Annotated in this window: 11 protein-coding genes; 3 read left to right on the top strand and 8 right to left on the bottom strand. The window is 46.6% G+C overall.

What is annotated here, in order from left to right; genetic code table 11:
* Positions 1–74: 74 nt before the first annotated feature.
* Entirely contained in the window at positions 75–2,834 is a 2,760-nt protein-coding gene (gene ppc / locus BLU03_RS10760) for a phosphoenolpyruvate carboxylase (protein ID WP_093107750.1), read from the top strand.
* A gap of 91 nt (positions 2,835–2,925) precedes the next feature.
* Here the strand turns inward: ppc and BLU03_RS10755 are convergent, their stop codons facing one another.
* Positions 2,926–3,981, bottom strand: a complete 1,056-nt coding sequence (locus BLU03_RS10755; protein WP_093107748.1) for a C45 family autoproteolytic acyltransferase/hydolase — start codon at positions 3,979–3,981, stop codon at positions 2,926–2,928.
* Between the two features lie 88 nt (positions 3,982–4,069).
* Positions 4,070–5,446 (bottom strand): Glu/Leu/Phe/Val family dehydrogenase, encoded by a 1,377-nt coding sequence (locus BLU03_RS10750; protein ID WP_008588347.1) that lies wholly within the window; start codon positions 5,444–5,446, stop codon positions 4,070–4,072.
* Positions 5,447–5,599: 153 nt separating this feature from the next.
* On the opposite strand from BLU03_RS10750, the gene BLU03_RS10745 reads away from it, so the two are divergent.
* Positions 5,600–6,661 (top strand): NAD(P)/FAD-dependent oxidoreductase, encoded by a 1,062-nt coding sequence (locus tag BLU03_RS10745; RefSeq protein ID WP_008588345.1) that lies wholly within the window; start codon positions 5,600–5,602, stop codon positions 6,659–6,661.
* A gap of 71 nt (positions 6,662–6,732) precedes the next feature.
* Here BLU03_RS10745 and BLU03_RS10740 read toward each other — a convergent pair whose 3' ends face one another.
* The 5 genes from BLU03_RS10740 to BLU03_RS10720 all read right to left on the bottom strand — a co-directional run bounded on the left by BLU03_RS10740 (position 6,733) and on the right by BLU03_RS10720 (position 11,060).
* A complete protein-coding gene (locus BLU03_RS10740) occupies positions 6,733–7,110 on the bottom strand; it encodes a RidA family protein (protein ID WP_008588344.1) in 378 nt (125 codons plus the stop codon).
* Positions 7,111–7,193: 83 nt separating this feature from the next.
* The gene (locus tag BLU03_RS10735; protein ID WP_008588341.1) at positions 7,194–7,424 is read right to left on the bottom strand and encodes an excisionase family DNA-binding protein; all 231 of its coding nucleotides are present in this window, start codon (positions 7,422–7,424) and stop codon (positions 7,194–7,196) included.
* Positions 7,425–7,484: 60 nt separating this feature from the next.
* The gene (locus tag BLU03_RS10730) at positions 7,485–8,657 is read right to left on the bottom strand and encodes a CapA family protein (protein ID WP_093107746.1); all 1,173 of its coding nucleotides are present in this window, start codon (positions 8,655–8,657) and stop codon (positions 7,485–7,487) included.
* A 163-nt stretch (positions 8,658–8,820) separates the two neighbouring features.
* Positions 8,821–10,659 (bottom strand): monovalent cation:proton antiporter family protein, encoded by a 1,839-nt coding sequence (locus BLU03_RS10725; protein WP_093107744.1) that lies wholly within the window; start codon positions 10,657–10,659, stop codon positions 8,821–8,823.
* Between the two features lie 92 nt (positions 10,660–10,751).
* On the bottom strand, positions 10,752–11,060 hold the full coding sequence (locus tag BLU03_RS10720; RefSeq protein ID WP_008588334.1) for a CHY zinc finger protein: 309 nt from the start codon (positions 11,058–11,060) through the stop codon (positions 10,752–10,754).
* A gap of 93 nt (positions 11,061–11,153) precedes the next feature.
* Here BLU03_RS10720 and BLU03_RS10715 point away from each other — a divergent pair, with 93 nt between their 5' ends.
* Entirely contained in the window at positions 11,154–12,401 is a 1,248-nt protein-coding gene (locus tag BLU03_RS10715) for a cytochrome P450 (RefSeq protein ID WP_093107742.1), read from the top strand.
* Between the two features lie 95 nt (positions 12,402–12,496).
* Here BLU03_RS10715 and BLU03_RS10710 read toward each other — a convergent pair whose 3' ends face one another.
* Positions 12,497–14,023 carry a BCCT family transporter gene (locus BLU03_RS10710; RefSeq protein ID WP_093107740.1) on the bottom strand — a complete coding sequence of 509 codons (1,527 nt, stop codon included), beginning with the start codon at positions 14,021–14,023 and terminating at the stop codon, positions 12,497–12,499.
* Positions 14,024–14,060 lie beyond the last annotated feature (37 nt).

The raw sequence follows: 14,060 nt of genomic DNA, 5'->3' as shown, positions 1-14,060 counted from the left end.
ATACGAACCTTTGCGGTTCCCTCTCTACAGCCGACAGCTGAATCAACCAATAGAACATACAGGAAGGTGAAGAAGTGAATACACAACCAACATCTAACAATCATACTACGCCACTGCGTCATGATATACGGGTCTTAGGCGAAATGCTCGGTAAAGTCCTCGTTCATCAGGGCGGTCAGGAATTACTTGATAAAGTGGAAAGAATACGCAAGTTAACAAAGGACTTGCGGAGCACCCCTGATTCTTCGACTTATGAGACATTAAAGTCGGAAATCACCGAATTAAAACCGCCTATGCGTTCTCAGGTGATTCGTGCTTTTTCCATATACTTTCACCTGGTGAACATAGCCGAACAGAATCACCGTATACGCCGGCGGAGAGAGTACCAGCTCAGAGAAGACATGTCCGTACAGCCGTTTTCACTGGAGAGTGCTGTGCAGAACCTAAAAGAAAATGATTATTCAAAAGACGTCATTCAGGAGACACTGGACAAACTTTCTTTGGAGTTGATCATAACGGCCCATCCTACAGAAGCGACGAAGCGGACCGTACTGGAAATACAAAAAAGGATTGCTACCCTTTTGAAACAGCTGGATGAAAGCAGACTCACCCGGAGAGAAAGAGAAGGAGTTATGGACAGTCTTCAGAATGAAGTCACCGTGCTTTGGCAGACAGAAGAGCTCCGCGAGCGGAAACCGACCGTTATGGATGAAGTAAGGAACGGCCTGTACTATTTCGACCATACGTTGTTCGACGTCTTACCGGATATTCATCAGGAACTCGAACATCAGCTTGAGGCGAACTATCCCGAAGAGGAATGGTCTGTACCTGATTTTCTTCATTTCGGTTCCTGGATCGGAGGAGACAGGGATGGGAACCCGAACGTGACTCCGGACGTTACCTGGGAAACCCTGCATAAGCACAGAAACCTGATTTTAAAAAAATACGAAGACTCGCTCGTCGATCTGATGAAACGTTTCAGCCAGTCGCTTGCTTACATCCAGGTGTCCGGAGATCTCATGCAGTCTATCGAAAGAGAAGAAACGTGGCTTCCGGAAGACAAAGTATGGAAAGTGGAAAAAGAAGTGTACCGCAGAAAATTCGCGGTGATATTAGAGCGTCTGCGTCAGGTAGGTCAGTCAGAAACCGGCTACAGAAACGCCGATGAGATGCTCAATGACCTGTCCCTGATTCAGGAAAACGCGCTTCGCCATCAACCTGAAAGCAGAGAGCTTAAAAGCCTGAGAAAACTTATCCGTCAGGTAAGTCTGTTCGGTTTCCACCTGGCTACTCTCGATGTTCGTAATCACAGCGGCGAACATGAAATAGCAATCTCGGAGCTTTTACAGAAAGTGGGAATTACAGATGATTATTCAACACTGAGCGAAGCAGATAAAACCGGAATCCTTGAGGATGTATTGAAAGACCCAAGACCTCTTTCCCTGCTGAATGAGGATTATTCGGAAACGACCCGTCAAATTATGAACGTCTTCCATATGATACGTGATGCTCATAAAGAATTCGGAAAACGCTCCATTGAAGTCTACCTGATAAGTATGACAGAGTCCGTCAGTGATCTTCTCGAAGTTCTCGTTCTTGCTAAAGAAGCCGGAATTTACCGCCTTCATGCAGACGGAAGTGTCGAAAGCGACCTCGACGTTGCACCTTTACTCGAAACTGTAGACGACCTTGTTGCAGGCCCTGACATCATCAAGACCCTGTTTGAAATGGAAGTATTTTCGAAGCACCTGGAAAAACGGGGCAACCACCAGGAGATTATGCTCGGTTATTCCGATGGCAGTAAAGATGGCGGCACGCTCACAGCCAACTGGAGGCTCTACAAGGCTCAGGTCGAGATCCACGAGATGGCCCGGGAGTATAACATCGGTCTTAAGTTCTTCCACGGACGCGGGGGCTCTCTCGGCAGAGGCGGAGGCCCCCTCCACCGGAGTCTTCTTTCCCAGCCGGTAGAGACACTTGGAGACGGCGTGAAAATAACCGAACAGGGAGAAGTCCTTTCTTCCCGGTACATGCTCCGTGATATAGCTTATCGTAGTCTCGAACAGGGGGCGTCTACGCTCCTCGAAGGGGCCGCTAACGTTTCAAAAGAGTCAGAGCAGGGTTTTCATCGGGAAAACAGCTGGGAAGAAGCGATGGAAGAGATATCCGACGTTTCCTTAAAGACATATCAGTCACTCGTTTTCGGAGACAAAGATTTCATTTCTTATTTCAATGAAGCTACTCCGCTGAACGAACTGAGCGAACTGAATATCGGGTCTCGTCCCATGAAGCGTAAAGACAGTTCGAAATTCGAAAACCTTCGTGCTATTCCCTGGGTGTTCGCCTGGACGCAAAGTCGTCAGCTGCTGCCGGGGTGGTTCGCTGCCGGATCCGGGCTCGCTGATTACCGGGACCGGGCCGATGAAAATCTGGAACTGCTTCGCCAAATGTATGAAAACTGGCCTTTCTTCCGCTCCACTATAAACAATCTGCAGATGGCCCTTACGAAAGCGGATATTCAGACTGCCAGAGAGTACAAATCGCTCGTGAAGGATGAAGAGGTAGGAGAACGGATTTTCAGTACGATTGTAGACGAATATGAAAGAACGAAAGAAGTCCTTCTTCAAATCACTGAAGATGATGAACTGCTCGATCATCAGCCGACAATTCAGGACTCCGTGCGCCTGCGTAATCCGTACGTGGACCCTATGAATTTCCTTCAGGTGGAACTGATCAAAGAACTCCGGGAAACGGAAAACCCGGGAGACGAACTGCTTAAAGAAGTTCTGCTCACTATCAGTGGTGTAGCTGCAGGGCTTAGAAACACCGGTTAAGCCGGTATAAATAAAAAGTTATAAACAAAGGAGCCGGTATCACCGAACTGTTCGGTGATACCGGCTCCTTTTATATTGAATACTGCCCTTCTCACTTACTCCAGTGAGCCCCGCGCTCCATATGTACAAAAGGGACCCGGGTATTGACTTCTCCCTCTATACGGGCAAGAGGAATGTTCTCCCCCTCAAGCCAGGTGGAAAAATCCAATACTACCGGAGACTGATCGCCCCCGAGAGCAAACCATATTCTTTTGTCATGGACAAGGTATCCGGAAGTATGAATGGTGCCCGCCCACTGATCATACAGTTCGGAAAAGACCCCTCTGGATCTGTCGTTCAGAAGTCTGAAAGCTTCTTCGGCTTCAGGGAGACCGGCGTTCTCCATCACTTCCATCCTTCTCTTCGAATCCACGAGGTGGTATCTGTTTTCTTTCGTCAGCTTTTCGAAATGATTCGTACACATACGCGCCTGCCTCACTTCCACTCCTCTCGGTGATGCTTCCACCACGTAAGGAGTACTGGACGGGTCAAACACTGTATAGCTGAACGAATGGCGATGCGGAATTCGTTTCAATACGTCCACCGCTTCTTCCACATTACCACAGGTCTCTAAAATGATTCTTCCAATCATACAGCAGATAAAACCCGGCCCGGGACGTTTCCGGTTCATAAAGTTATACCCGATCACCAGACCTTTTTCATTCATCCCGTCCATTCTCCCCGTAATACGCTGAGTCGGGCCGGCGGTAGCATATCCCGTATCCGAAGGCTGGAAAAATGCGAATCTCCCCTCGTACGTTTTCGGCAGATAATCATAGTTTCGAATCATATACCCGTCCCCGGTAAGGATGGAACAGCCCGATTTTTTGTAGGGGACCCGGTAGCCGCCGAATTCCATCAGCGTCCGTGTCATCGTCCAGTCAAGAGCATCTTTCAGCCCTTCAAGCTCCGTCCATATTCCAGGAGCGAACTGGTCGATCACCTCTTTCGCTTCCTCTATATCCACATCAAATCTCGGGATGCGTACCTCCCACTGCTTTTTTCTGTTCTCTACCGTGAGAGATCCCTTCAGCCCCAGGCCTTGAGCGTAACCAAAATCGTAATGTGTCCCTCTGAACTGTATAACGTCGCTATGTATTCGTTTCATATGTGCACCTTCCTATCTTTTCCCACTATTCTAAGGAAAAGGCTGGAAAATATCAAAGATCCGGAACTCGAAAGTCCCGGACCGGTAATTAATATAGTTTTCCCTGTTTAAACATGATTGTCGATAATTTCGTTACCGCGTGAATGTAGCAGTTTTGACGAAGCGGGAAAGGGTCTCCGAAGAACTGGGGCAGAATCGTATCCATCGTATGTTTCATTTTATCGAATAACCGTTCATACACTCTTTCCTCCGACATGAACTGGGTCTCTCTTCCCTGCATCCATTCGAAGTAAGAAACGATGACACCGCCGGCGTTAGCCAAAATATCCGGAATGATTAATACACCTTTGTCACTTAAATACTTATCGGCTTCTTCCGCAATCGGCTTGTTCGCTCCTTCGATAATGATTTCGGCTTTGATATTTTCCATATTATCTTTATGAAGCTGATTTTCAAGAGCTGCCAGCAGCAGTACGTCGACATCAAGTTCCAGAAGTTCATCCCGGTCGTGGATATTCGCTTTGATGTCGTACTCCTGAAGCTGGTCGTCTTCGGTAGGAAGTTCACCGTCGTGCTCATTCGCAAACTCTACAAGAGAGGGAACATCCAGACCTTCTTCATTGTAAAGCATGACGTTATGGTCGCTTACCGCAACTATTTTGTTTTGAAGGTAAGTACATTTATAAGCTTCGAGGGCAGCGACAGAGCCGAGATTACCGAACCCTTGAATAGCCATAGTCATCTTTTTCTTCGCATATTTTACTGCCGTATCAGCAAATACATTCTCATTTTGGGCCAGCCACTTCTCGTTCTCTCTTGCATAGTTATACATAAGGTAGCGGAACGAAAAGTATACTCCTTTCCCTGTAGCCTCTCTCCGCCCATGAGAACCACCGTTCAATATACTTTTACCCGTAAAACTGTTGCGGTACGTCTCTCCGGTGTGAATAGTCTTGTATTCAGCCATCATCCAGTCCATCTCACGTTCCCCGGATCCCATATCGGGGGCAGGAATATCTTTATCAGGCCCTATAATATCGTCGAAGTACTGTACGTATTTCTTACATATTAAGTTCAGTTCCTTCACTGTATAATCACGGGGATTGATTTCCAATCCGCCTTTCCCACCTCCGAAAGGTACTTCATGCAGGGCGTTCTTAAGAGTCATCAGTTTAGAAAAGTCGGAGACCTCATCTTCCGTGACACTCGGGTGGAAACGGATGCCGCCTTTATAAGGTCCGAGTACATCATTGTGCTGGACGCGAAACGCAGGTATTCTCTCTACGGTTCCGTCTTCCATCGTCACCCTGAGGAACGACTTATGTATATGGTTCGGCGTTGTTAAAATAGAAACGAGAGACTCATAAGCCTGCTCCCTCGTCTGAGCTTTCAGATCGGGAAGAAACTCTTTATCATCCATAATAGCTTTCAGTGAATTCTCTATGATTGTACTCTGTTTATCCAAGTTCATCTCCTCCTTCTTTCATACTTCTTCCCTACTTTTCCATTAGAAAACCACCCTGCGAAATTTTATCTAGTCTTTCCTGATTTTTTTTGATACTCTTTAAGAAGAGATTGGAAATTTGTTACGTAAAATTGCAGCAGAGGTGAACATACAATGACTGAACTATTAATACTGGGCGGAGGATATGGAGGGTTCAAAGTTCTTTATGATGCTTTGGAAAACGGCATTCCGGATGATGTGCATATCACGATGGTAAACCGGAACCCTTACCACGCCATGAAAACGGAATATTATGCTATAGCCGCCGGAACGACGTCCGACAGAAGCGTTCGTGTTGATTTTCCTATCCATGAAAAGATTTCCTATATTTTTGACGAGGCCACCAGGATAGACGCGGAAGAGGACCGGGTCTTTCTTGCCGGACGGGAAGAGCCGCTCGCTTTCGATCAGCTGGTAATAGCTCTTGGGTGTGAGGACAACTACCACGGAATCGAAGGAGCCGAAGAATTCACTGAAAGTGTGCAGACGATGTCCAGCGCCCGTCATGCCGGGTACAAAATCAACGATCTGAAAGCCTACGGTAACGTGACTATTGTAGGAGCAGGTCTCAGCGGAATCGAAGTGGCCGCAGAGACGAGGGAGAGCCGCCCCGATTTGAATATCCGCCTGCTTGACCGCGGGAACACGGTCCTTAAAGCGTTCGATGAAAAGATCCAGAAACACGTAGCAGACTGGTTCAGAGAAAATGAAGTGAACGTCATTCATGAAGCCAAAGTCGAATATGTAGAAAAAGACGGCGTCTGTAACAACGGTATCTGTTACATGAATGATGTTACAGTGTGGACAGCCGGCGTACTTCCACATCACCTTGCCCGGGAACTCCCATTCAAAAAAGACCGGGAGGAGAAACTGATCGCTAATGACTTCTATCAGATTCCCGAGAAGACGAACATTTATGTGGTAGGCGACTGCGTTTCGTCGGAGCTTTCTCCGAGCGGACAACTCGCCGGCGAGCAGGGAGAACGGATCGCCGAGGTTCTTAAGTATGTATGGCGCGGCCAGCAACCCAAAAAACCGAGCTCGATCAAATTAAAAGGTACCCTCGGCTCCCTCGGTAAAAGTGATGGTTTCGGTAACATGATGAACCAGCCGCTAACAGGGAAGATTCCACGTATTGCGAAGTCCGGAGTGCTATGGCTTCACAAACGTCATTAATACCCTATTATTAAAAAAGAAGTGAATCGGCTGTTATCAGCTGATTCACTTCTTTTCGTACAGATTGCTTCTCATTTCTTCACAATCGCTTCCATCTCCACTTTTGCCCCTTTTGGTAACTTAGCTGCTTCTATTGCAGCCCGCGCAGGGTAAGGTTCACTCAGAAATCCGGCATAAATTTCGTTGACTGTCTGGAAATCATCCATGGAATCCAGGAAGATTCCCATTTTCACGATGTCCGTATATTCTTTCCCGGCTTCTTCGAGAATGGCACCTATGTTTCTCATTACCTGTTTCGTCTGTTCTTCCACACTATCAGCCACGAACTGCTGCGTTTCCGGATCAAGACCGATCTGCCCGGAAATGAATATAAGGTCTCCCGCGTCCACTGCCTGAGAGTAAGGACCTACTGCTTTAGGAGCCTTGTCTGTTTCGATTACTTTCGTCATACTGAATCCTCCTTTGAATGTGTGACGTCTCTCCAAGGATACAATCATCTAAAAAAAAGCACAAGCCGCGGAGGCTTGTGCGATTAATCTTCGTCCTTTATGACAGGGTCTGCAGGAACAGGTTCGCTCAGAAACTGCTGAATCTGCTGCTGATATTGCTCCAGTTGCTCCCAGTACAGATTGAACTGATCCGCATTAACAAGGAACTGTTCCCCGTCATGGACTGCCCTTATCTTTCCTGATACAATGCATGAATATACATAATCTTCCGGAAGCTCCAGATACCGGGCCGTCTCTTCAATTGTACGGTACATGGAAATCCACTCCTTAATGGATAAATGTATATCTCTTTTTATAATTATAACATAGCAGAATCATGGTTGGCTCGTCTTTACTATTTTATTCTGCTCAAAAGTGATGTTGGCGGAACGTTCTTCCATGCGCTGAAGGGCTTCCTTCTCGTCAGGAGCCGGCATGATCCGGTCGTTACGGATCTGCATCGGTATGAAAGAAGGGTGGATCTCATCCTCTTTCAGCCGGACTTTCAAATACCCGGTATAAGCTGTTTCCCCGTCCACGTAATCCGGGAAAAGAAAGTTTCCTAAGGAATAGGCGATAAAACCATCTTTATAATATTCGAACCCTTGCAGAACGTGAGGGTGATGCCCGACGATCACATCCGCTCCCGCATCTATAAGACGATGTGCAATCTGCTGTTCTCCGGGCTGGAATTGGGTCTGACGTTCATCTCCCCAATGCATCTGCACAATGACGTGGTCACTCGAAGCTTCTGCTTTTTTAATTATTCTTTCCATTCTTTCCACCTGATAACCGCTTGCAATACCCGGGCGGTCCTCTTCTGCATACCAGCTCACTTTGGGTAAAACTGCGGAGAAAGCCAGAAAGTGGATGCTCCTCCCCTCCTTCTCTGTTTTCCATCCACGATAGGCTTCTTCTTTGTTACGGCCCGCACCGATAAAAGGAATCTCTCTTTTTTCCAATGCGTGCAAGGTGTCTTCAAGACCGGTGATACCGTAATCCAGAGTGTGATTATTAGCCAGTGATACAGCGTCGATTCCCGCCTTCTTCAGACCGTCGAGTGCTTTGTCCTCCGAACGGAAATTGTATATCTTATCTTCCCGCACTCCTCTGGTCGTAATAGGGGTTTCCAGGTTAACGAAAGTAATATCGTCACTCTGAAACTCTTCATTTACGTAGTGGAAAGGGTAAGCATACCCCTCGTCCGCGACCGTCTGTTTCGTAGACTTTTCAAAAAGCACGTCTCCGGTGAAAGTAAGATCCACTTCCTCATTGAAAGTTCCGTCTTTCACAGACTCTCTCCCCACATTTTCTTTCGTTTCCTCTGCACTGTTACCTTCTGTCTTATTCTCATCATTCTTCTTTCTATCTTTCCCCGCATCTGCTGCGTTCTTTTCCAGATCTCCGGCTTTAATATCCTCAGGAGCGGACTCGTATATAACAAAGAACAAAACTGAGCCAAAAACAAGTATCATAATCATAGTCAATGTAACCAACAGCTTCGCCATACAGTATTGTGCTCCTTTTTTATATTTGTTTTTATTATGTCACTACTCCTGAAGAAATACTACTTACTTTTCGCATATTCCCCCTCCTTTTTTCGTATATAAGAAAGGATCCGGACATCAATGTCCGGATCCTTTCGTGAACCATTCTGCGTTAAGACCGATGTCACTCGAGAAGGTACTCAAGCTCACTTATATTTTCATGGTTTCCTGTCACAATCAGCCGGTCTTCGAGCTGTAATTCCGTGTCCCCATGAGGAATAATCGATTCGTTACCCCGGTAAATTCTTACGATGATCGTATCACCGAAGAATGGGAAGTCCCGAAGCTTCATACCATGAAACTCCTGATTTGTAAGCGGTACTTCCATCAGTCCTTCTTCTCTTGTCGCGAAAATATCAGCGATGTACGGAGAGGCGATCATCGCTTTCATCATTGCCCGGGAAGAAAAGATAGTAGAAAACACGTTTATCCCTTTCTCTTTCAGCATAGCCTGATTGGTCGGCGCTTCCACTTTAGTGATGATATTCTCGATTTCCGAATCCGCAGCCTCGAGCGCAATATTCGTATTCAGTTCATCATCATTTGTGGAGATTACGAGTACTTCCGAATCAAATACGCCGTGGCTCTGAAGTTCCTCTATCGCATAACTTTCCAGTTTTTCCACAGTAAAATCAGGCGATCCCGGAAGTTCCCCACTGTGATTGGGACGAGCGTGATAAAGGTAGACCTCATATCCCTCTTCTGCAAATTCTTTCGTTAAAGGCATGGTGATCTGATTGGCACCGATGATTTTCAAACGCTTCTTCTCTTCTGCATTTTGGGCAATCGGAAAGAATTGCTTAAAAAGCACAGGAGTGAAAATACAGGCTATAATGGCAAGCAATATTAAGGAAGAAGCCATCTCCCCGTCAATCACCCCTATCCTTTCTCCTATTTTTGCAGCTGCTATTACGAGCGACAGGGTGGAAGTAAGCAGGAATCCGGAGCCTGCCACCGTCCGCCAGTCGTACCATTTCTTCAGCACAACCACCGGGATGAGCTTGGATAGCAGGAGACCGAGGAACAGCAGCGGAATAAGCAGGACGACGGATGGATTACTGAAAAGACCCCAGATGTCCAGTTCCACTCCAATCATTACGAAGAAAATAGGAATTAGAAAACCGTATCCGAAGGAATCAAGCTGCTGGACCATTTCTTTATTAGGCGAAAGCAGGGAAACAAGGACCCCGGCCAGAAAAGCGCCCAGAATGTTTTCTGCTCCAAGAGACTCGGAAAGTCCGACAAGGATCATTATCAGAGTAAAGACAGCTCTCATTCCAATTTGAACCGTACCCGTCGAAAGAGTCTCGAAAAATGTCTGATTCTTGAAGAATTTGCCCAGGAAATAAAGGCCGATGCCTGCCACAAAAAGCAGGAGCAGCAGCCACATGTTTCCACCCTTTTCATAGAAGGATACGAAAACTGCCAAAAGAATCATCGTGACAAGATCAGCAATTACAGCTACAAGCAGTATAATCTGACCGATTGTAGATCTCATGAGCTCTGATTCTTTCAGCGTAGGCACTACAATGCCGAGAGATATAGTGGAAATGACGAGCGTCATAAAGAAAGCATTTTCTACAAGACCTGCCAGGGAAAGAGCAAGAGAAATAAGGTAAGATAAAACCAGAATAAATATGAATATAATGACAGCCACGCCGAAACGGTGGGGTTCCGGCTTACCGTTCATCAGTTTTTTCCTTTTTCCCGATTTAAAAATGGAAAAGTCTATTTCCAGACCGCTCAGAAACATCAGGAATATAAATCCGAGCGTGGATAGTATATCCAGCCATTCGTTCGGTTCTATCAGATTGAAGCCGCTTTGTCCGATGATGAGTCCCACAATAATTTCCGCCACTACGACCGGCAGAAAATGGAGGTGGAACCTTTTAAGTAAAATCGGAGTTAAAAAAGCAGCTACGAGGACGACAATCAGTGAGGTAACAGAAATGTGATCTTCCATAAAAAACTGCCCCTTTCTTCTATATTACACAGAAAGCCCTCCTATTATCGTCGGTGATTACCTTAACGTCAAGAACTTTTTACCAACGGGAATCATTCAAAATAATAAGGAAAATGAAAACGGCAGCCGGCATTGAAAGGATGAGCGCAATACGGGCATTCCGTCTGTTCTTTATACACCTCCACAGCCATCTCCTTCCTGCAGTTCCCACAGTAGATACCTGACTCCCCCTGTCGTTCGGAAGGCCAGACCTCCACCTCATGTTCAGTCATTTCCTCGTGACATTTGATACAGGCGTAATATTCCCCGCAGCAGTAAAATTTTATCGCAACGACATCTTCGTAATTGTGATAATGGCGACACCTCGTTTTATCATCCAGCCGGATTCCGTGTATATCCATAAGTCCAGACCCCCTTCGATTTCTTTCTATTGTAACAATCGCAGCTTACATATAATATTAAATTATACTGTACATAGGAAGGAGCAATAAATAATGTCTTATTTCCCCGCGAAGGACAAAGGTCCGGACCGCTCTCTCGGAATTTTAAAAGACGGGTATAACTTCGCCCGGAAACGTCTGCAGAAACAGCACCTGGACGTATATGAAACGAAACTGCTGGGCGAAAGAGCTGCACTCCTTGGTGGCGAAAAAGGAGCAGAACTCTTTTATGATAACGATAAAATGAAACGGGGCGGCGCTATGCCCGCTTTCATACTGAAAACCCTGTTCGGGGAAAACGGAATCCAGACGATGGACGGCAATCCTTTCGAACACAGAAAGAGGCTGTTCCTTTCTCTCATGACCCCGGAAGCGCTTGATCGACTCTTCCAAATTACTGCAGAGTACTGGGAACGTGCTTCAGAATTCTGGGAAAAGAAACGGAAAGTCGTTTTGTACAATGAGATGCTCACTCTTCTAATGAAAATTTCCTGCGAATGGGCGGGCGTCCCGCTTAAGGATAAAGAAGTTAAAAAGAGAGCCGATGATTTCGCGCTCATGATCGACGGGTTCGGCTCTATCGGCCCTAAACATCTTCAAAGCAGAAAAGCACGGCAGCGTTCCGAACAGTGGTTTGAAAACCTTATACTCGACGTCCGGGAAGGTAAGCTTGAAGCTCAGGAAGGCACTGCAATTTTTGAAATGGCGATGCACCGTGATCTCAACGGCAACCACCTGGATGCACGAATGGCCGCTATTGAATTGCTGAACATCGTGCGTCCGACGGTGGCTGTCAGTAAATTCATCACTTTTGGCGCCCTGGCTATGGAAGAATTTCCGGAAGAGAAAGAAAAGGTCGCCGCCAGTGAAGATTACCTGTACTATTTCGCTCAGGAAGTGCGGCGCTTCTATCCATTCGTTCCTTACCTGCCGGCACGTACGAAAAAAGAATTTGCGTGGCAGGGATATAACTTCTCCGAAGGGCAGCTCGTGCTCATAGACGTTTACGGTAATAATCACGACCCGCGCATCTGGGAAGAGCCGGAAACTTTCAATCCGGAACGCTTCCGCAATTGGAACGGAGGACTATTCGATCTGATTCCTCAGGGAGGCGGCGATTACGAGAAGAACCACCGCTGTCCCGGAGAATGGTCGACTCTTGAAATTCTGAAAGCCAGTTTCCAGTATATAGCCCGGCATCTGGACTACAAACTTCCGAAACAGGATTTAAGTTACAGTCTGAATAAGATGCCTGCTTTACCGAAAGACGGCTTTATTATGAAAAGCATAAAGAAAAAATGAGACTTTTCTCAGCCCTGTCCGTTTGTTAAACAATTCAGCTTAAACTGACAAAAATAAAAGCGTCGACCTTTCGCGGTCGACGCTTTTTCAATTCTTCACTTTTTCATAATTCCCTGATTGATAGCCATTTCCTTCGCTACACGCGGGGCAAGCCAAATCATAGGAAGCAGAAGGAACGAAACGGGTACTGCGGTAACTACGATGAAGTTCTGCAGTGCTCCTACTCCGCCGTTACCGATGATAAGGAGTATTGCTGCAACAGTTCCCATGAGGAGAGACCAGAATATGCGCACCCATGGCTTCGGATCTCCTTCACCGGTCACAGCCATCGCAATTGTATACGACATCGAGTCACTCGTCGTAACAACAAACAGAATAGTCAGTATGAGAAACAGCGGTGATATGATGACTGCCAGCGGAAACTGTTCCGTGATAGCAAACATCGCTGCCGCGTTACCTGCTTCTGCGAGAGGACCGGAAATAACACCCGGGTTTTCCAGTTCAAAGTGGATCCCGGAACCTCCGAGTACTGTGAACCAGAAAGCGGATATGACCGGAGCCAGCACAGATATGGACAAAATGATCTGGCGGATGGACCGTCCTCTTGAAATACGGCTGACCAGAATCGCCATCATCGGGCCATAACCGATGAACCATCCCCAGAAGAACACAGTCCACGCACCGAGCCATCCTCTATCATCACGGTAGGTCGACATCTCCAGGAATTGCTGAAGATAGTGACCGAACCCTGCTACATACTGGTTGATGATAAACAGACCGGGACCGAAAATAAGAACAAAAAATATCAGTCCAATAGCCAGTCGAACGTTAAAGTTACTAAGCTTCTGAATACCTTTATACAGTCCGGTGACGGCTGAAATGGTAGAGATGAGAACTACGGCACCAATAACTCCGAGCTGCGAATAGAAGTTGTTCGGTATATTGAATATAGTCTGCAGACCATAGCTTGCCTGTGTTCCGAGGAAGCCGATCGGACCGATCGTACCTGCTGCAACTGCAATAATGGAGAAAGCATCTACAATCGTCGCGAACCACCCTGTACGTATTTTTTCCCCGAAAATCGGATAGAGAAGCGTCCGCGGTTTAAGAGGCATACCTTTCTGATAATGACCATACATCATCACTACTGCACTTACCGTACCGAGGATCGCCCATGCCAGAAAGCCCCAGTGCATGAAACTCTGAGCCAGAGCCGGAGCGATTGCTTCCCTCGTACCTGCATCAAGATCCCCCTGGGAAGGCGGGACAGTCAAAAAGTGGGTAATCGGTTCGGCAGCCGCCCAGAATACGCCACCTCCGGCGAGAAGAGTCGCCATAATAATGGATAACCATTTGTACAAACCTAATTCAGGTTCATCAAGGTTCCCCATTTTCACGTTTCCATATTTGGAAAGCGCAAGGTACAGCCCGACTATAAATGTAGCAAGCATAAGAAACTGCCAAAAAGCACCAAAATATTTAGCAGCCCAAGCGAATCCTGTGTTTACAAATTCGGTCACACTGTTAATATCGATAATTGCAAATATCACGAATAAGAGGAGTGCCCCTCCGCTTATACCAAATACGGGCCAGTCAACGCGACCCTGTTTATTCTGTAGCATAACAAACTCCTTTTGAGGTTTATTTTTTTACACAATT

The organism is Salimicrobium album (genome assembly GCF_900107115.1).
Lineage (GTDB): Bacteria > Bacillota > Bacilli > Bacillales > Halobacillaceae > Salimicrobium > Salimicrobium album.
Note: the sequence above shows the minus strand (reverse complement) of the source record. Positions and strands in the feature narration are given on the sequence as shown.

Bases quoted from the DNA above. Each gene is read 5' to 3' on its own strand.
- BLU03_RS10755 (WP_093107748.1), bottom strand. From the start codon at position 3,981: ATGAAACGAATACATAGCGACGTTATACAGTTCAGAGGGACACATTAC.
- BLU03_RS10745 (WP_008588345.1), top strand. From the start codon at position 5,600: ATGACTGAACTATTAATACTGGGCGGAGGATATGGAGGGTTCAAAGTT.
- BLU03_RS10740 (WP_008588344.1), bottom strand. From the start codon at position 7,110: ATGACGAAAGTAATCGAAACAGACAAGGCTCCTAAAGCAGTAGGTCCT.
- BLU03_RS10735 (WP_008588341.1), bottom strand. From the start codon at position 7,424: ATGTACCGTACAATTGAAGAGACGGCCCGGTATCTGGAGCTTCCGGAA.
- BLU03_RS10730 (WP_093107746.1), bottom strand. From the start codon at position 8,657: ATGGCGAAGCTGTTGGTTACATTGACTATGATTATGATACTTGTTTTT.
- BLU03_RS10725 (WP_093107744.1), bottom strand. From the start codon at position 10,659: ATGGAAGATCACATTTCTGTTACCTCACTGATTGTCGTCCTCGTAGCT.
- BLU03_RS10720 (WP_008588334.1), bottom strand. From the start codon at position 11,060: ATGGATATACACGGAATCCGGCTGGATGATAAAACGAGGTGTCGCCAT.
- BLU03_RS10715 (WP_093107742.1), top strand. From the start codon at position 11,154: ATGTCTTATTTCCCCGCGAAGGACAAAGGTCCGGACCGCTCTCTCGGA.
- BLU03_RS10710 (WP_093107740.1), bottom strand. From the start codon at position 14,023: ATGCTACAGAATAAACAGGGTCGCGTTGACTGGCCCGTATTTGGTATA.